The organism is Nocardioides sp. (genome assembly GCF_035429765.1).
GTDB lineage: Bacteria > Actinomycetota > Actinomycetes > Propionibacteriales > Nocardioidaceae > Nocardioides.
This window is the reverse complement of record NZ_DAOMFK010000047.1, coordinates 1-17,053: the sequence shown is the minus strand read 5'-3', so window position 1 is coordinate 17,053 and position 17,053 is coordinate 1. Positions and strand designations below refer to the sequence as shown.

Here is a 17,053-nt window from a genome sequence, read left to right as displayed (position 1 = left end):
TCAGGGAGCCCGGTCCCGTCCTGCCCGGCGGCGCCGGGGTCGTCGAAGGCGGCCGACACGAGGATCAGCGTCCGGTCCCGCGCTGCCCACGACGACTCGGCATGGTGGCCACGCCGTCGGGGACGGGAGGCAGGCCGGCCGCGGTGCACAGCAGCTCACCCCACGCCTCGGCGTGCGAGGCGATGTCGGGGATCACGTCGTACGTCGAGCCGTCCGAGGCGCACGGCGTCCACGAGGCACGGATCTCGATCTGCGCGGTGCCGCCCTCGTCGGCCATCCCGCCGAAGCTCTCCGTGGCGACCCGGGTGACGCTGCCGGACGCGGCGAGGTAGCGGGCGCCGTGTGCCTCCAGCGCCTCCACCAGCCAGCTCCAGCCGACCTCGGCCAGCAGCGGGTCGGTGATCAGCTCGGGGTCGATCTCGGCGCGCGCGTAGGCGACGCAGCGGAACGTCCCCTGCCACGCGTCGTTGCCGGCCGGGTCGTGGAGCACGATGATCCGGCCGGTGCCCACGTCGTTGCCCTCGATGGTCACGTCGGCCGAGAGCGCGGCGGCGTACGGCGCGATCCGCTGCGGGGCGGGCATCTCCTCGCAGAACACCTCGGGCCGGAAGCGGGCGGCGTGGAGCGCGGCGACGGCAGCACGGAACTCCGGAGGGCTCGCCTCCGCGCCGGCACCGGCGTTCGTCCCCTGCCCGACCACCATGAGGTCACAGTAGGTCGGGTCGGCAACTCCGGATGTGCCAACACGCCGCCTGACCTGGGAGGATTCGACCATGCCCGCCCCCCTCGACCAGAGCCCGTTCCTCCAGGCCGCCCGCGGCGGTCACCCCTCGCGGACCCCGGTGTGGTTCATGCGGCAGGCGGGGCGGTCGCTGCCGGAGTACCTCGAGGTCCGCAAGGGCGTGGGCATGCTCGAGTCGTGCATGACCCCCGAGCTGACCGTGGAGATCACCCTGCAGCCGGTGCGCCGGTACGGCGTGGACGCGGCCATCTTCTTCTCCGACATCGTGCTCCCGCTCAAGGCGGTGGGCGTGGACCTGGACATCAAGCCCGGCGTGGGCCCGGTGGTGGCCCACCCGGTGCGGACGCTCGCCGACGTCGCGGCGATCCCCGACCTCACCCCCGACCACGTGCCCTTCGTCACCGAGTCGGTGCGCACGCTGGTCGCCGAGCTGGGCAGCACCCCGCTGATCGGCTTCGCGGGCGCCCCGTTCACCGTGGCCTCCTACCTCGTCGAGGGCGGCCCCTCGAAGGACCACGCGCTCACCAAGGCGATGATGTTCGGCGCTCCGGAGGTCTGGGACGCACTGATGCGCAAGATCGCCGGGATCGCCGCGGCGTTCCTGGAGGTCCAGGTGGGCGCCGGAGCCGCCGCCGTCCAGCTCTTCGACTCCTGGGCCGGCGCGCTCACCCCGCGGGACTACGCCACCTCGGTGATGCCCTACTCCGCCTCCGTGCTGAGCCGGGTGGGCGCACTGGACGTGCCGCGGATCCACTTCGGGGTCGGCACCGCGAACCTGCTCTCGCTGATGGGAGAGGCAGGGGCCGACGTCGTCGGCGTCGACTGGCGTACGCCGCTGGACCGGGCCGTCCCGCTCGTCGGTGACCGCGGCGTGCAGGGGAACCTCGACCCGACGCTGGTCTTCGCCCCGACCGAGGTGATGACCGCGCGGGCCGCGGAGATCCTCGAGGCGGGTCGCGCCGCCCGGGGGCACATCTTCAACCTCGGCCACGGGGTGATCCCCTCCACCGACCCCGACCAGCTGGCGCGGCTCACGGAGTTCGTGCAGAGCTACCCGGTGGGCTGAGCGTCAGCGCTTCCTGGCCGCGGTCTTGTCGGGAGCCTGCTTCGCCGCGGTCTTCTTCGCCGGCCGTGAGGAGCGGAGCCGGACCCGCACCGGGCCGGTGCCATTGCGCTCCACGTCGACGTAGGGCTGGGCCTGGGCCAGCTCCACGAGCTTGGAGTAGCCGTAGAGCCGCGGGTCGAAGGACGACTCGATCCGGTAGAGCTGGCTGCCCACCGCCGACAGCGTCGCCCACCCGTCATCCTCGTCCGGTGCGGTCGCGTTGATCGCCCGGGTGAGGATCGACTGGAGGTTCGGCAGCTCGACCGGCTTCGTGGGCGCGGGCTCCGCCGGCTCCGCCCGTGTCGCCTGGCGGTCCTGGCCGAGGACCTCGAGGAAGATGAACCGGTTGCAGGCCTCGACAAATGCGCGAGGGGTGTCGCGCTTCCCGATGCCGTAGACGAGGCGTCCCGACTCGCGCAGCCTGATTGCCAGCGGGGTGAAGTCGCTGTCGCTGGAGACCAGGACGAAGCCGTCGACGTTCCCGGCGTACAGCAGGTCCATCGCGTCGATGATGAGGGCGGAGTCGGTGGCGTTCTTGCCGGTGGTGTAGGCGAACTGCTGGATCGGCTGGATCGCGTGGGTGTGCAGCCGCTTCTGCCACTTCTCCAGCCGGCCGGAGGTCCAGTCCCCGTAGGCACGCTTCACGGTCGCGGTGCCATGGTCGGCCACCTCGGCGAGGATCGCCTCCGCGCGGTCGCCGGAGGAGTTGTCGGCGTCGATGAGGACGGCGAGGCGGATCGAGTCGTCGGGCACGCGGCCAGCCTAGCCGTGACGGCGCGGCGACCTACCCGGTGATGGCGTCGAGCGGCACGTACTTGAAGTTCTGCGACCCGGAGGTGCCGGGCGGGTCGTTGAACCCGTCCTGGCACACGAACAGGCCGTGCGGGAAGCTCGTGCCGAGCGGTCCGGGGTAGACGTCGATGCCGTCGGTCTGGTCGCAGTCGTCGGACGTGGCCCCGTCGACGACCCGGAAGCTGCCCAGGTAGGTCCCGGTCGTCGCGTCGTAGCGGCTGAACCAGCTGTCCTGCGGATCCGCGACGTGCTGCGCGGAGGCGTAGAGGACCCCGTCGGCCAGCGCCAGCCCTTCGACATCGGGGGCGAGCAGCGGGCCGACGTTCGCGAAGCGGGTGCGCGGGGGGACCGGCCCTGCGGGTGCGGTCAGGTCGTAGCGCCAGATGCCGACGTCCTCCTCGGCGACGTACAGGGCTCCGGTGCTGTCGTCGACCTCGCACCCCTCGCCCTCGCTGCCGAGGCGGAAGTCCCGGACGGCCTTCCCGACGAGGAGCAGGCCGTCGCCGTCCTTGTCGGTGAGCGGGTGCACCCGGACGCGGAAGCTGGTCCGGTTGACGTTGACGGCGTACAGCCCTCCCGCGGTGCCGCGTGCTCCGGGGTCCCAGAGGCACAGGCCCTCCCCGGACGTGCGCGCGTTCCCCGTAGGCTCGCGGGCCGCGACCAGCCGTGGTCCGTCGGCGGTGGTGGTGACCCGCCACGTCCACACCCCCGAGTGCGCCGCCGCGACGATGTTGCCGCGGACGTCGACGTTCCCGAACGAGTGCGAGGGGTCGGTGATGCGCTGCACCACGCCGCCGGAGAGGTCGAACACGGTCAGCCGGTCGACCTGCTTCTCGTTGGTGATGACGAGCGAGGATCCCGGGCGCGCGGCGTTGACCCAGATCGCGGCGTCGTCGGCGGTGTCGCCGACGACCCTGGTCGGCACCGTCTCGAGGACGGAGGGCACCGACGCGGTCCCCGGCGGGGACGAGAGCGCGGGGCCGCCGAGGAGCAGCGTCACCACCGCTGCGCCGACACCGGGGACAACCAGCCTCATGGGACCCCCTCAGGTTCGCGACCCTCCATCGTCGGGCCTGCGCGCCGACCGGGTCAACGTCACACCCGGTGCCGAGGTGCCTGGACCTCCCCCCGGGGGAGACTTCAGACGGCGGAGTCTGCCACGTCCGGCCCGCTGCCTGGCCCGCTGCCCCGGCGCCGCGAGTGCCGCGCGAGGCGCCACAGCGGTACGGCCAGCACGGCCAGGACCACCGCGAAGGGAAGCACGGCGCCGAGCAGGGTGGCCGCACCCACCGCGACGGCGGTGAGGGCGTCCCATCCCTTCTGGAGCCCGGCGAGGAAGCCGGAGTCGTCGTCGGTCTGGGCCGCGGTCGTGGTGCGCTCGAGGTGCACGGTGATCGTGCTCATCGAGGTCTGGTCCTCCAGCCAGGCCATCTGCTGCTTGAGCGAGTCGAGCTCGGCCTGGCGCCGGGTCAGCTGGGCCTCGATCGCGATGATGTCCCGGATGCTCTGCGCCCGGTCGAACAGGATCTCCACCCTCTCCAGGCTCGCCTCCTGCGCGCGGATCCGGGCCCGGGTGTCGATGACCTGGGTGGTCACGTCCTCGCTGGTGCTGGAGGAGGACTCCAGGTCGGCCACCTTCTCGAGCTCGGCCATCGTGCCGGCGAACTCCTGCGCCGGTACCCGGATCACCAGCCTGGCCCGGCTGACGGTGCCGTCCTCGTCGGTCTCGGTCGCCTGGTCGGTCACGGTGCCGCGGTGGGTGTCGACCACCTTGAGCACGTCGAAGCGGACGTCGGAGACGTCCGTCCCCCGCAGCGAGACCACGCCGGTGGAGATCACGGCGCGCTCCTGGACCACGCTGGAGGACACGCTCTCCGCGTCGCCCCCCGCCGCCTCGTCCGTGACCGCCTCGTCGCGCGCCACCGCCGCGGGCTCGGCCAGCGAGTCCTGCGCCGACCCGGCGTCGTCTCCGGAGCCGGACCCGGAGCAGGCGGCCAGGGCCACCAGCCCCAGTACGGCGAGCAGCACGGAGAGGACCAGGGAGGTACGCCGCGGCGACGGCCGGGTGCCCCTCGTCGGACGGGTGTCGGTCCAGCGGATGCCGGTCAGGCGGGTGCTCATGCGGATGGGACGCCGCCCCGGCCGTCCCGGTTCCCGACCCGTCGCTGTTTTCCCGCCGACCCGTCGCAGTTTTCCCGCCGACCCGTCGCAGTTTGCCGGCCTGCGCGGCCGGATTCGGCACACTGGGGCCCGTGGACCCGACCCGCCCGACACGAGTGGTGGTCGGCGGAGGCATCGCCGGCCTGGCGGCGGCGTACTTCCTGGCCGACGACCCCTCCCACGACGTCCTCCTGCTGGAAGGCTCGCCGAGGACCGGCGGCAAGCTCCGTCGCGAGGAGGTGGCAGGGCTGCGGGTCGACGTCGGTGCCGAGGCGATGCTCCACCGCCGGCCCGAGGGGGTCGACCTGGCCCGGGCGCTGGGCCTGCCGGTGGTGCACCCGGCGACCGTGGAGTCGCGGATCTGGACCCGCGGCGCGCTCCGCCCGCTCCCGCGCTCGCTGATGGGCGTCCCGCTGGACCTCGAGGCGCTCGCCGCCTCCGGCATCCTCTCCGAGGCGGGGCTCGCCCGGGTGCTTGAGGAGCGCACGATCCCGCCGTCGGCCGTGGCGCACGACGTCTCGGTCGGGGAGCTGGTGGAGCAGCGGGTCGGCACGGAGGTGGTGGACCGGCTGGTCGAGCCGCTGCTGGGCGGGGTGTACGCCGGCCACGCGCGCGAGCTGTCCGCGCTGGCGACCGTTCCGCAGCTGGTGGCGTATGCCCGCCGCGGCTCGATCCTGGAGCAGGCGGCCGCGATCCCCACCACCTACGAGGCGCCGGTCTTCGCCGGCGTCGAGGGCGGCATGGGCCGACTCGCCGAGGCGCTGGAAGCGTGCGGGCGCTTCGCCGTGCGCACGGACGCGCCCGTGCGCAGCGTGCGCCCCACCCCCGGGGGTCGGGCCGCCTTCCAGCTCACCCTCGGCTCGGCCGCCGCGCCCGAGCTCCTCGAGGCCGACCAGGTGGTGCTCGCCACCCCGGCCGCACCCACTGCACGGCTGCTCGCGGACCTCGCGCCGGAGGCAGCCGCCGAGCTCGCCGGCATCGAGTCGGCCTCGGTGGCCGTGGTCACGCTCGTCTTCCTCGCGCGCACCTTGCCGAAGCTTCCGGGCTCGGGCTTCCTGGTGCCTCCCGTGGACGGCCGGCGGATCAAGGCGAGCACCTTCTCCTTCGCGAAGTGGGGCTGGGTCCGCGACGCCGGTCGCGGCGCCGCCGACGGGGACGACCTGCTGGTGCTGCGCACCTCCCTGGGCCGTCACCGCGAGGAGGCGACCCTGCAGGTCGACGACGACGAGCTCGTGGCGGTCTCCCTGGCCGAGCTCGGCGAGGCGGCCGGGCTGCGCACGGCGCCCGTCGCGACCCACGTGCACCGGTGGGGCGGCGGACTCCCGCAGTACGCCGTGGGGCACCTGGACCGGGTCGCCCGCGTGCGTGCGGAGGTGGCCCGTGTCCCGGGGCTCGCGGTCTGCGGCGCGGCGTACGACGGGGTCGGCATCCCGGCGGTGGTCGCCTCCGCCCGGACCGCCGCGGATTGCCTCACCAAGGCACAATGAGCCCCATGAGCAAGGCGAAGCAGATCCGCGAGATCAACCAGTCCATCCGGTACGCCATGTGGTCGGTGTTCCGGGTCGACCGGCCGGCTGGCGACGCGGACCGGGCCGCCGAGGCGGCCGAGGTCGTCGAGCTCTTCGAGAAGCTCGCCGCCGACGACGTCGTCGTGCGCGGCACCTACGAGCTGTCCGGGATCCGCGGGGACGCCGACCTCATGGTCTGGTGGCACGCGGCGAGCGCCGAGGCCCTCCAGGACGCCTACCAGCGCCTCCGGCGGACGGCGTTCGGCAGCCGGCTGGAGCCGGTGTGGAGCCAGCTCGCGCTGCACCGGCCGGCGGAGTTCAACACCGCGCACATCCCGGCGTTCATGGCTGAGGAGGAGGCGCGGGCGTACCTGTGCGTCTACCCCTTCGTACGCTCCTACGACTGGTACGTCATGGCCGACGAGGACCGCCGACGGATGCTCGTCGAGCACGGCCAGATGGGGCGGGACTACCCCGACGTGCGGGCCAACACGGTGGCGTCGTTCGCGCTGGGCGACTACGAGTGGATCCTGGCGTTCGAGGCCGACGAGCTGCACCGCATCGTGGACCTGATGCGCCACCTGCGGGCCTCCGAGGCGCGGCTGCACGTGCGCGAGGAGACCCCCTTCTTCACCGGCCCGCGGGTGGCGCCCGCCGAGCTGGTCCGCCGGCTGCCCTGAGCGGCGTACGCCGGGTCAGCCCTCCCGCGGCTCCAGGGTCAGGCTCACCGAGTTGATGCAGTACCGGTCGCCCGTCGGGGTGCCGTAGCCGTCGGGGAACACGTGCCCCAGGTGCGACCCGCACCGGGCGCAGCGGACCTCCACGCGCTTCATGCCGAGGGAGGTGTCCTCGAGGTACTCGATCGTGTCCGAGACCGGCTGGTAGAACGACGGCCAGCCGCAGCCGGAGTGGAACTTGGTCTCCGAGCGGAACAGCTCGGCCTGGCAGGCCCGGCAGCGGTAGACGCCGGTGGTCTCGGTGTCGGTGTACTTCCCCGTGAACGCACGCTCCGTGCCCGCCTGGCGCAGCACGGCGTACTCCTCCGGCGAGAGCTCCGCCCGCCACTGCTCGTCGGTCTTCTCCACCTCGTAGGCCATCCCTCCACGGTAGTGGCCCGGGCAAGACCGACCGGCCATGATGGACCGCATGCCCAAGCCCCCAGCCGCCGAGGTCGACGCCGGTGGACGCGCGGTGCGGGTGAGCTCGCCCGACCGCGTGATCTACCCCGCCACCGAGCGCATGCCCGAAGTCACCAAGCTGAGGGTGGCGCAGTACGTCGCCAGCGTGGGTGACGGACTGATGCGTGCCCTGCGGGAGCGCCCGACCGCGCTCGAGCGCTGGCCCAAGGGCGTGCTTCCGGGCATCGTGCTGGGCACCGGGCGTCCCGGCGAGAAGGCCGACGCGTTCTACCAGAAGCGGGTGCCGGTGGGAGCGCCGGACTACGTCGAGTCGGTCGAGGTCACCTTCCCGTCCGGCCGCAGGGCGCGCGAGATCTGCCCGACCGAGCCCGCGGTCGCCGTCTGGTGCGCGCAGATGGGGGCGCTCACCTTCCACCCCTGGCCGGTCCGGCGCGCCGACGTCGACCGGCCGGACGAGCTGCGCATCGACCTCGACCCCCAGCCGGGTACGTCGTTCGCCGACGCCGTGAGGGTCGCGGGCGTGGCCCACGAGCTGCTGGGCGAGCTCGGGATCACCGGGTTCGCGAAGACGTCGGGCAACCGGGGTGTCCACGTCTTCGTGCGGATCGAGCCGCGGTGGGACTTCGTCGACGTGCGTCACGCCGCGATCGGGTTCGGTCGCGAGCTGGAGCGGCGCGACGGCGGGGTGACCACCGCGTGGTGGAAGGAGGAGCGCGGGGCACGGGTGTTCGTGGACTACAACCAGAACAGCCGCGACCGCACCATCGCCTCGGCGTACTCCCTGCGGCCGCTGCCGGGCGCTCCGGTCTCCACGCCGGTGACCTGGAGCGAGCTCGCCGAGCTCACCGACCCCAGCGAGCTCAACCTGTTCACGGTGCCCGAGCGGGTGGCCGACGGCGACCCGTGGGCCGCGATCGACGACACGGCGTACTCCCTGGAGCCGCTGCTCGACCTCTGGGAGGCCCAGGGGGCGGTGGAGCTCAGCTACCCGCCCGACTACCCCAAGATGCCCGGCGAGCCGCCGCGCGTGCAGCCCAGCAAGAAGGTCGCCGAGCACTGGGACGAGTCCGGCAACCGGGTCGAGGGAACGTGAGCGAGGACGGCACGGTCGGCCGCGGCCCGGGCGAGCCGCCGACGACGGGGGCCGGCGGGGCCGAGCGGTGGATCGGCTACCTCGACTGGGTGCGAGCCGACGTGCGCGGCGGCGTACTCGCGCTGTCGCCGGAGGAACGGCGTACGACGAGGCTGGCGTCCGGGTGGACCCCCGTCGAGCTGCTCTCGCACGTGCTCCACATGGAGCAGCGGTGGTTCGTGTGGGGATTCCTGGGCGAGCCGGTCGCCGACCCCTGGGGTGACTGGGACGTCGCCGACCCCGAGGAGCCCGACGGGCGCTGGCACGTCGCCGCGGACGTGAGTGCCGAGGACCTCGCCCGCCGTCTCGACGCGGTCGCCGAGCGGACCCGGACGGTGCTCCGGGGCCACCGGCTCGACGAGCACGCCTCGCTCGGCGGACGCTTCACCCAGGACCCGCCGACGCTGGAGTGGATCTGCTTCCACGTGCTGACGGAGTACGCGCGGCACGCCGGCCACCTGGACGTCGTGGTCGAGCTCGCCCGCCGTTCGTGACGGGTCGGGCGCCTGGGACCTTGGTCGGGGGGTGCCTCGATTGGACCGAAACGGCAGGCGATTCCGGCGTGTCGTCTGTCGTTTGGGTCCAATCGGCAGACGCCAGCCCGGCGACACCCGCCGAGGCCGCCACCGTGGCGGGCCGGTCAGAAGCCGGTGATGCCCTCGCCCGACCCGGCCTGCTCGTCGAAGTTCTCGCGCTCGAGCAGGTGCAGGGTGGGTACGCCGAGCTTGCGGCGCGCCTTGGAGGTCCAGTCGACGTGGAAGAACTCCGCCACCACGTGCGGGCGGGTGAGGATGATCGCCTCCCGGCCGTCGACCTCGGCGACCTTCGCGGCGAGCGCGTCGATGGGCGGGTCGGTCACCACGGAGCCGACCGCCGAGGCGCCCGCGTTCGCCAGCGCCTCGACGGTGTGCTGGAGCTCGCCGGAGGAGCGTTCCTCGCAGTCGCGGCGGACGGCCTCGAGGTCGACGTCGCTCATCACCATCGCGGGGGAGGCCATCACCTCACCGGCCGCGAGGGAGCCCATCGCGGCCTCGATCCGGGCCGCGGCGTCCTCGAGCGGGAGGAGCACGTGGTAGACCACGGGCTCGTCCAGCCCCTCGTGCAGCGAGACCACCTGGGCCGCGTCGGCGGCGGAGAGTTCCTGCTCGATCAGCAGCACCACGTTGTAGGACTCACTCATCGCCGTCGCTCCCTGTCCCTGGGCCGAGGTGTCCGTCACCTGCCACCAAAACCCTACCCAGGTCGTAGCCCGCCGGCTCCTCCAGTTGGCTGTAGTCGCACGACGCGGGGTCGCGGTCGGTTCGCCACCGGCGGAACTGCGCGGTGTGCCGGAACCGCCGACCCTCCATGTGGTCGTAGGCCACCTCGACCACCAGGTCCGGCCGCAGCGGTGTGAAGCTCAGGTCCTTGCCGGCGCTCCACCGCGACTGGGTGCCCGGCACCCGGTCCGGGTTGGCGATCGCCCACTCGGCCCACGCACCCCACGGATGCTCCTCGATCGGGCAGACCAAGGGCTGCAGCTGCTCGATCAGCTCGGCGCGCCGGGCGGCGGTGAAGGAGGCCGAGACCCCGATGTGCTGGAGCGTGCCGCCGTCGTACAGGCCCAGCAGCAGCGACCCCAGCAGCGGCCGGGCCGGCGTCGAGGTCTTGTGCTCGCGGTAGCCGGCCACCACCACGTCCGCGGTGCGCTCGTGCTTGATCTTCAGCATGCTCCGGGCGTTCTGCCGGTAGGGCGCCCCCAGGGGCTTCGCGACCACGCCGTCCAGCCCGGCCCCCTCGAACCGGTGGAACCACTCCTCGGCCACCGCCGGGTCGGTGGTGGTCCGGGTCAGCCAGCACGGCCCGGACAGACCGGCCAGCGCGTCCTCCAGGGCGGCCCGCCGCTCCATGAAGGGCCGGTCCAGGTACGACGCGTCCCCCAGCGCCAGCAGGTCGAACGCGACGTACTCGGCCGGTGTGGTCTCGGCGAGCAGGGCGATCCGGGAGGCGGCCGGGTGGATGCGCTCCTGCAGCGTCTCGAACTCGAGCCGGGCGCCGGCGCCGGAGCGGCTGGCGACGAACAGCTCACCGTCCAGCACGCACCGCTCGGGCAGCTGCTCCCTGACGGCGGCGACCACCTCGGGGAAGTAGCGGGTCAGTGGCTTGGTGTTGCGGGAGGCCAGCTCGACCTCGTCGCCGTCGCGGAACACCAGGCACCGGAACCCGTCCCACTTCGGCTCGAAGGACAGCCCGGGGACCTCGCCCACGGAGTACCGCGCCGGGTCGGGGACGCCGCTGACCGACTTGGCCAGCATTGGCTGCACGGGCGGCATCACGGGCAGGTCCATCCCGCGAGCCTAGGCCACCCCGAGGACGTCATCCGGACGGAGCCGAGTCAGCCCGGAACGTGCGACGTTGCGCGGCGGGGAAGGGGTACGCCGTGCGCGAGGGGCCCGCGGGCGGCCCGGCGGGTGGCCTTAGGCTGGGGAGCCGATCCCCGGTTGGTCTGCCGGCAGGGCCCGCCTGACTTTGAATCAGGACTAGCGACGTAGGTTCGACTCCTACCCGGGGAGCAAGGCCAGCGCGTTTGCCCTGGTCAGACGACGCGAGGCCCGCCCCCACTTCCGATGGGGGCGATCGCGTACGACGCCAGTGCCGCGAAGAGGATCTCCACAGCACCGAGATCTCCTCGCCGCGAGCCAGTCCATGGCGTGCTCCTCCGAGAGGCCGCCGGGTGGCGGCGGATGATCCTCCGGGATCTACCGCAGCCGGTGTGACCAGGGCCACCCGTCCGCGGTTCTGCACTCCCTTGAACGGAGTGCAATACTGCACTCTGTGACACAGAGTGCATCGCTCCGGGAGCGCCGGCGCCACGAGACGTCGTTCCGGATCAGCGCCGAGGCCCGCCGCCTCACCGACCAGCGCGGCCTCGACAGCTGGACCATGGACGACCTCGCCGAGGCCGCCGGGGTCTCCCGGCGGACGCTGTTCAACTACTTCCCCGGCAAGGTCGACGCCGTGCTCGGGGCACCGCCCCAGATTCCCGACGACCTGCTCGCCACGTTCCAGGCGGGCGGCCCGACCGGCGACCTGCTCGAGGACATCGGCGTGATGGTGCAGGCGGTGCTGCAGGTCGACGACGAGGACCGCGAGTCGCTGGAGCTCGGACGCCGCCTGCTCAAGGGCACCCCACGGCTGCTCGTCGCCGCCCACCAGCGGTTCGAGGCCAGCATCGACGAGTTCGCGGCGCTGCTGCGCACCCGCTCGAGCGCCGACCTCGACGAGAACGGCTCGCGGCTGCTGCTGCGGCTGCTCGTCGCGCTCTACGACACCGTGCTCGAGCGCTACCTCGCCGAGCCGGCCGGGCGCAGCTTCGCCGAGCTCTTCGACGACACCCTGCACACCACCCGCCGGCTCCTCGGCTGAGCCGCCCCCGCTCCACCCACCCTCCCACCGACCCAGCCAACCCCAGCCAGGAGACCCCATGGCCACCCTGCTCTACCGACTCGGCAAGGCCGCCTACCGGCGGTGGCCGCTGTTCCTCGCCGCCTGGGCGCTCGCGTTCGTCGCCGTCGGCGGCGTCGCGGCCACCATGTCCAAGCCGATGACCGACGCCTTCTCGATCCCGGGCATCCCGTCCGAGGAGGCCGCGGACCTGCAGTCGGAGCTGTTCCCCGGCAGCGTCGACGCGTTCGACCAGGCCACGGTCAACGTCGTCGTCGCCGCCCCCGAGGGCAGCACTCTGAAGGACCCCGAGTACGCCGATCGGGTCGGCGACCTGGTCGAGGACCTCGCGGCGCTCCCGCAGATGCCCGACGGCAGCGACCCGACCAACCCGCTGCCCGCCGACCCGGTGAGCGCCGCGGCCATCCAGACCGAGCAGATCGTCACCGCGCAGACCGCGTCCGGCGCCACGCAGGAGCAGGCCGAGGCGAACGCCCAGGCGCTCTCCCCGCTGGCCGAGGGCGGCCGGGTCGGCCTGATCTCCTTCACCTTCGACGTCGAGACCCTCGCCGACCTCGAGCCGGCCACGATCGACGCCCTCCACGACGTCCTCGACGAGCACCGCAGCGACGCCTTCACCGTCGAGGCCAACGGCAGCGGCGTCACCGGCATGACCGAGCTCGACGGCAAGGCCGAGCTGATCGGCATCGCCGTGGCCCTGGTGATCCTCGTGCTCACCTTCGGCTCGCTGGTCGCCGCCGGCGGCCCGGTCGTCACTGCGATGGTCGGCGTCGGGCTCGGCATCACCGGCATCACCGCGATGACCGCGTTCACCGACATCGGCTCCACCACACCGATGCTGGCCACGATGATCGGGCTCGCCGTCGGCATCGACTATGCGCTGTTCATCCTGGCCCGCTACCGCACCGAACTGCACCACACCGACGACCGCGAGGAGGCCGTGGGCGTCGCCGTCGGCACCGCCGGCTCGGCCGTGGTCTTCGCCGGCCTCACCGTGCTGATCGCGCTGGCCGCGCTCTCGGTCGTCCGCATCCCGTTCCTCACCACGATGGGTCTGGCCGCCGCGGCCACCGTGTTCATCGCGGTGCTGGTGGCGCTGACCCTGCTCCCGGCCGGCCTCGGCGTGCTGAAGTCCAAGGCTTTCGGCGGTCGGGTGCGCCACTACGCCCCCCAGCGCGAGGCGAACGGCCACATCCTCAACAACGGCGTCCGCTGGGCCCGGCTCGTCGGCCGCGCGCCGATCGCCGTGGTGCTGCTCGTCGTCGTCGGCCTGGGCTCGCTGGCGATCCCGCTCAAGGACCTGCACCTCGCGTTCCCGACCGACGCCACCGCCTCCTCCGACACCACCCAGCGCAAGGCCTCCGACGTCATCGCCGAGGCCTTCGGCCCGGGCCGCGACGCCCGGATGCTCGCGGTGGTCGACGCCCGCGACGTCCCCGAGGAGGAGCGCGGTGCCGCGTTCGGCGCGGTGGCCCAGTGGGCCGCCGAGCAGGACGGCGTCGCCAATGCCCAGGTGGTGCTGACCAACGCGGTCACGGACAAGGACGGCAACCTCACCGAGCCCGCCACCGGCGCCCAGGTGATGATCACCCCCGAGACCGGCGCCGACGACACCGCGACCGAGGACCTGCTCGCCGACCTGCGCGACAGCGAGGGCGCGACCGAGGCCGAGACCGGCACGACGATCGGCGTCACCGGCCTCACCGCGATCACCGTCGACGTGTCCGAGCGGCTCGCCGACGCCCTGCCGGTCTACCTGCTGGTCGTCGTCGGACTGGCGTTCATCCTGCTCACGATCGTGTTCCGCTCGCTGCTGGTGCCGCTCACCGCCACGCTCGGGTTCGTGCTCTCGGTGCTGGCCACCCTGGGCGCCACCGTCGCGGTCTTCCAGGAGGGCGCGTTCGGGATCATGGAGGGCCAGCCGATCGTGAGCTTCATGCCGATCTTCCTGATCGGCCTGGTCTTCGGTCTGGCGATGGACTACCAGGTGTTCCTGGTGACCCGGATGCGCGAGGCGCACGTGCACGGCATGTCGACCCGCGATGCGGTCGTCGACGGCTTCCGCAACAGCGCGCGCGTGGTCGCCGCCGCGGCGGTCATCATGATCTCGGTCTTCGCCGCGTTCATGCTCATCGACGAGCCGATCATCAAGTCGATGGGCTTCGCGCTCGCGGTCGCAGTGCTCTTCGACGCCTTCGTGGTGCGGATGGCGCTGATCCCGGCGCTGATGTACCTGCTCGGCGAGAAGGCGTGGTGGATCCCGCGCTGGCTCGACAAGGTGATGCCGAACGTCGACGTCGAGGGCGAGCAGCTGGACCGGCCGCACCTGCGCCCCGGGCAGCACTCGCTGGCCGACGACGAGCACCTCGACCCGATCGACGACATCGACGAGTGGGACGAGGCACCGGCCGGCGAGGACGCCCCCGCGCGGGCCTGACCGGCAGCGCACCACGACCCGCGTGCCCCACCGTCCCGGCGCTGGGCACGCAGGTCGATCCCGATTGGTTCGACAGGTTCGGCTGACCGCTCCGGGGTCTCAGTGGCCGTCCAAGAAACGGTCTCAGACAGCCTCAGACGAGGGCCTACGACGGAGTGTGGAACCATCCTTGGGTAGCAACTATCTCCGCTCAGATCGGTCGAGGTCGTACGACTGGTTCGCTCCTTGAATCAGGACTAGCGACGTAGGTTCGACTCCTACCCGGGGAGCCGATCCCGGTCGCCGGCCGACCGGGGGTGCTGGTCGACGCGTCTGGAGGGCCGCCATGCCGAACAACCTCACCGTGGTCGTCCTCGCCGCCGGCGGGGGCACGCGGATGAAGTCCAAGACCATGAAGGTGCTGCACGAGGTCGGCGGCCGGAGCATGATCGGCCACGTGCTCACCGCCGTCCGCGCGGTCGAGCCCGACCGGGTGGTCGCGGTTGTCGGCCACCAGAGCGACCAGGTGGCCCCGCACATCCGCGAGTACGTCCCCGACTGCGTCCTCGCCGTGCAGGAGGAGCTCGACGGCACCGGCGGCGCGGTCCGGGTGGCGATGGAAGCGATCGGGAGCGTCAAGGGCACCGTGGTCGTGGCGTACGGCGACATGCCGCTGCTCGAGGGCCAGAGCCTGCGCGACTTCGTGGCCGAGCACGAGGCGGCCGAGCGTGCGGTGAGCGTGCTCACCGGTGTCGTGGAGGACCCCTTCGGTTACGGCCGGATCGTGCGCAACGACGAGGGTGACGTCGAGGCGATCATCGAGGAGAAGGACGCCACTCCCGCGCAGCGTGAGATCCACGAGATCAACAGCGGGATCCTCGCCTTCGACGCCGAGTTCCTCGCCGACGCCCTGCCGCGGATCGGCAACGACAACGCCAAGGGGGAGTACTATCTGACCGACCTGGTCGGCCTGGCTCGCGAGGCGGGCCTGACGGTGGGCGCGCACGTGATCGAGGACGTGCGGCAGACCCACGGGGCCAACGACCGGGCCCAGCTGGCCGCGCTGGGCCGGGAGCTCAACCGCCGCATCGTCACCCGGTGGATGGAGGACGGGGTCACCATCATGGACCCGGCCACGACCTGGATCGACGCCGACGTGGTGCTCGCTCCTGACGTGACCATCCTGCCCGGGACCCAGCTGCTCGGGGCCACCGTCGTGGCGGAGGACGCCGTGATCGGCCCGGACACCACGTTGAAGGACTGCGAGGTCGGCACCGGGGCTCGCGTGGTGCGCACGCACGGGGAGCTCGCCGTCGTCGGCGACCGGGCCGTGGTGGGTCCGTACACCTACCTGAGGCCGGGCGCCAGCCTGGGCGTCGGCGCGAAGGCCGGCGCCTTCGTGGAGGTGAAGAACTCCACGATCGGCGACGGCGCGAAGGTGCCGCACCTGTCCTACGTCGGGGACGCCGACATCGGCGAGGGCGCCAACCTCGGGGCGGGCACCGTCGTGGCCAACTACGACGGGGTCGCGAAGCACCGCACCAGGGTCGGCAGGCAGGCCCGTACCGGCTCCAACAACACCTTCGTCGCGCCGGTCGAGATCGGCGACGGTGCCACGACCGGTGCCGGAACCGTCGTGCGCCGCAACGTGCCACCCGGTGCGCTGGCCGTCTCCTCCGGGCCCCAGCGCAACCTCGAGGGCTGGGTCCTCTCCCGGCGCCAGGGGACCGCCCAGGCCGAGGCCGCCGAGCAGGCGCTGGCCGCCGAGGAGGCGAAGCCGAAGGACGCCGAGGGCTCCGGCGGCTGACCCCGGGGTTGGGGGAGGCGCCCGCCGTGGGCGAGAATCAAGGGTCGACGGGTGCCGGGGACCAGGGAGCGTGGGCGTGAGCGGAACCAAACGCACGACGGAGAAGACGCTGATGGTCTTCAGCGGACGCGCCCACCCCGAGCTCGCCCAGGAGGTCGCCCGGGGACTCGGCACGACGCTGGTCCCCACCGCGGCGTACGAGTTCGCCAACTCCGAGATCTACGTCCGCTACGAGGAGTCGGTGCGCGGCAGCGACGCGTTCGTGATCCAGAGCCACACCGCGCCGATCAACGAGTGGATCATGGAGCACCTGATCATGGTCGACGCGCTCAAGCGTGCCTCGGCCAAGCGGATCACGGTCGTGATGCCCTTCTACGGCTACGCCCGCCAGGACAAGAAGCACCGTGGCCGCGAGCCGATCTCCGCGCGGCTGATGGCCGACCTGTTCAAAACCGCGGGCGCCAACCGGCTGATCGTGGTCGACCTGCACGCCGACCAGATCCAGGGTTTCTTCGACGGTCCCGTCGACCACCTGATGGCGATGCCGATCCTGGCCGGCCACGTGTGGGAGAAGTACGGCGCGCAGAAGCTCGCCGTCGTCTCGCCGGACGCGGGCCGGATCAAGGTGGCCGAGCGGTGGTCGGCCCGGCTGGGCGGCGCGCCGCTGGCGTTCATCCACAAGTCCCGGCGCGAGGACCGGCCCAACGAGACCGTCGCCAACCGGGTGGTGGGCGAGGTGAAGGGCCGCATGTGCGTGCTGGTCGACGACATGATCGACACCGGCGGGACCATCGTGAAGGCGGCTGAG

General features: G+C 72.5%; 16 protein-coding genes and 1 tRNA gene. 10 read left to right on the top strand and 7 right to left on the bottom strand.

Annotated features, from left to right (window positions below; all coding sequences use genetic code 11):
- Positions 1-64: 64 nt before the first annotated feature.
- Complete coding sequence (locus PLP61_RS06840; protein WP_324501656.1) at positions 65-703, bottom strand: DUF3000 domain-containing protein; 639 nt, start codon at positions 701-703, stop codon at positions 65-67.
- Between the two features lie 70 nt (positions 704-773).
- On the opposite strand from PLP61_RS06840, the gene hemE reads away from it, so the two are divergent.
- Positions 774-1,808: a uroporphyrinogen decarboxylase gene (gene hemE, locus PLP61_RS06835; RefSeq protein WP_324501655.1), complete on the top strand. Its 1,035-nt coding sequence runs from the start codon at positions 774-776 to the stop codon at positions 1,806-1,808.
- A gap of 3 nt (positions 1,809-1,811) precedes the next feature.
- On the opposite strand, the gene PLP61_RS06830 is transcribed toward hemE, so the two are convergent.
- From PLP61_RS06830 to PLP61_RS06820, 3 genes are all read right to left on the bottom strand, one after another.
- Complete coding sequence (locus PLP61_RS06830; RefSeq protein WP_324501654.1) at positions 1,812-2,600, bottom strand: NYN domain-containing protein; 789 nt, start codon at positions 2,598-2,600, stop codon at positions 1,812-1,814.
- Positions 2,601-2,631: 31 nt separating this feature from the next.
- On the bottom strand, positions 2,632-3,675 hold the full coding sequence (locus PLP61_RS06825) for a phytase (protein WP_324501653.1): 1,044 nt from the start codon (positions 3,673-3,675) through the stop codon (positions 2,632-2,634).
- Positions 3,676-3,779: 104 nt separating this feature from the next.
- Entirely contained in the window at positions 3,780-4,760 is a 981-nt protein-coding gene (locus PLP61_RS06820) for a DUF4349 domain-containing protein (protein WP_324501652.1), read from the bottom strand.
- A gap of 131 nt (positions 4,761-4,891) precedes the next feature.
- Here PLP61_RS06820 and hemG point away from each other — a divergent pair, with 131 nt between their 5' ends.
- Positions 4,892-6,286 (top strand): protoporphyrinogen oxidase, encoded by a 1,395-nt coding sequence (gene hemG, locus PLP61_RS06815; protein WP_324501651.1) that lies wholly within the window; start codon positions 4,892-4,894, stop codon positions 6,284-6,286.
- The gene (gene hemQ / locus PLP61_RS06810) at positions 6,283-6,987 is read left to right on the top strand and encodes a hydrogen peroxide-dependent heme synthase (protein WP_502888981.1); all 705 of its coding nucleotides are present in this window, start codon (positions 6,283-6,285) and stop codon (positions 6,985-6,987) included. The genes hemG and hemQ overlap by 4 nt, the downstream gene beginning before the upstream one ends.
- 15 nt (positions 6,988-7,002) lie before the next feature.
- On the opposite strand, the gene msrB is transcribed toward hemQ, so the two are convergent.
- Positions 7,003-7,404, bottom strand: a complete 402-nt coding sequence (msrB, locus tag PLP61_RS06805; RefSeq protein ID WP_324501649.1) for a peptide-methionine (R)-S-oxide reductase MsrB — start codon at positions 7,402-7,404, stop codon at positions 7,003-7,005.
- Positions 7,405-7,453: 49 nt separating this feature from the next.
- Here msrB and PLP61_RS06800 point away from each other — a divergent pair, with 49 nt between their 5' ends.
- A complete protein-coding gene (locus PLP61_RS06800; RefSeq protein WP_324501648.1) occupies positions 7,454-8,539 on the top strand; it encodes a DNA polymerase domain-containing protein in 1,086 nt (361 codons plus the stop codon).
- Positions 8,536-9,072 carry a mycothiol transferase gene (locus tag PLP61_RS06795; RefSeq protein WP_324501647.1) on the top strand — a complete coding sequence of 179 codons (537 nt, stop codon included), beginning with the start codon at positions 8,536-8,538 and terminating at the stop codon, positions 9,070-9,072. The genes PLP61_RS06800 and PLP61_RS06795 overlap by 4 nt, the downstream gene beginning before the upstream one ends.
- A 146-nt stretch (positions 9,073-9,218) precedes the next feature.
- Here the strand turns inward: PLP61_RS06795 and PLP61_RS06790 are convergent, their stop codons facing one another.
- Positions 9,219-9,758: a hypothetical protein gene (locus PLP61_RS06790; protein WP_324501646.1), complete on the bottom strand. Its 540-nt coding sequence runs from the start codon at positions 9,756-9,758 to the stop codon at positions 9,219-9,221.
- Positions 9,751-10,905 (bottom strand): ATP-dependent DNA ligase, encoded by a 1,155-nt coding sequence (locus PLP61_RS06785; RefSeq protein ID WP_324501645.1) that lies wholly within the window; start codon positions 10,903-10,905, stop codon positions 9,751-9,753. The genes PLP61_RS06790 and PLP61_RS06785 overlap by 8 nt, the downstream gene beginning before the upstream one ends.
- 146 nt (positions 10,906-11,051) lie before the next feature.
- On the opposite strand from PLP61_RS06785, the gene PLP61_RS06780 reads away from it, so the two are divergent.
- The 5 genes from PLP61_RS06780 to PLP61_RS06760 form a co-directional block, all read left to right on the top strand.
- Positions 11,052-11,130, top strand: a tRNA-Gln gene (locus PLP61_RS06780).
- A gap of 262 nt (positions 11,131-11,392) precedes the next feature.
- A complete protein-coding gene (locus tag PLP61_RS06775; RefSeq protein WP_324501644.1) occupies positions 11,393-11,983 on the top strand; it encodes a TetR family transcriptional regulator in 591 nt (196 codons plus the stop codon).
- A 58-nt stretch (positions 11,984-12,041) separates the two neighbouring features.
- Entirely contained in the window at positions 12,042-14,459 is a 2,418-nt protein-coding gene (locus PLP61_RS06770; protein WP_324501643.1) for an MMPL family transporter, read from the top strand.
- 325 nt (positions 14,460-14,784) lie between these two features.
- Positions 14,785-16,245: a bifunctional UDP-N-acetylglucosamine diphosphorylase/glucosamine-1-phosphate N-acetyltransferase GlmU gene (gene glmU / locus PLP61_RS06765; RefSeq protein WP_324501642.1), complete on the top strand. Its 1,461-nt coding sequence runs from the start codon at positions 14,785-14,787 to the stop codon at positions 16,243-16,245.
- A gap of 76 nt (positions 16,246-16,321) precedes the next feature.
- On the top strand, positions 16,322-17,053 hold a 732-nt coding region (locus tag PLP61_RS06760), incomplete at its 3' end, for a ribose-phosphate diphosphokinase (protein ID WP_324501640.1).

What these genes read in the sequence shown, in the direction of transcription:
- PLP61_RS06840 (WP_324501656.1), bottom strand. Translation starts at nt 703, where the DNA reads ATGGTGGTCGGGCAGGGGACGAACGCCGGTGCCGGCGCGGAGGCGAGC.
- hemE (WP_324501655.1), top strand. Translation starts at nt 774, where the DNA reads ATGCCCGCCCCCCTCGACCAGAGCCCGTTCCTCCAGGCCGCCCGCGGC.
- hemQ (WP_502888981.1), top strand. Translation starts at nt 6,283, where the DNA reads ATGAGCCCCATGAGCAAGGCGAAGCAGATCCGCGAGATCAACCAGTCC.
- PLP61_RS06800 (WP_324501648.1), top strand. Translation starts at nt 7,454, where the DNA reads ATGCCCAAGCCCCCAGCCGCCGAGGTCGACGCCGGTGGACGCGCGGTG.
- glmU (WP_324501642.1), top strand. Translation starts at nt 14,785, where the DNA reads ATGCCGAACAACCTCACCGTGGTCGTCCTCGCCGCCGGCGGGGGCACG.
- PLP61_RS06785 (WP_324501645.1), bottom strand. Translation starts at nt 10,905, where the DNA reads ATGGACCTGCCCGTGATGCCGCCCGTGCAGCCAATGCTGGCCAAGTCG.
- PLP61_RS06820 (WP_324501652.1), bottom strand. Translation starts at nt 4,760, where the DNA reads ATGAGCACCCGCCTGACCGGCATCCGCTGGACCGACACCCGTCCGACG.
- PLP61_RS06790 (WP_324501646.1), bottom strand. Translation starts at nt 9,758, where the DNA reads ATGAGTGAGTCCTACAACGTGGTGCTGCTGATCGAGCAGGAACTCTCC.
- PLP61_RS06825 (WP_324501653.1), bottom strand. Translation starts at nt 3,675, where the DNA reads ATGAGGCTGGTTGTCCCCGGTGTCGGCGCAGCGGTGGTGACGCTGCTC.
- msrB (WP_324501649.1), bottom strand. Translation starts at nt 7,404, where the DNA reads ATGGCCTACGAGGTGGAGAAGACCGACGAGCAGTGGCGGGCGGAGCTC.
- PLP61_RS06770 (WP_324501643.1), top strand. Translation starts at nt 12,042, where the DNA reads ATGGCCACCCTGCTCTACCGACTCGGCAAGGCCGCCTACCGGCGGTGG.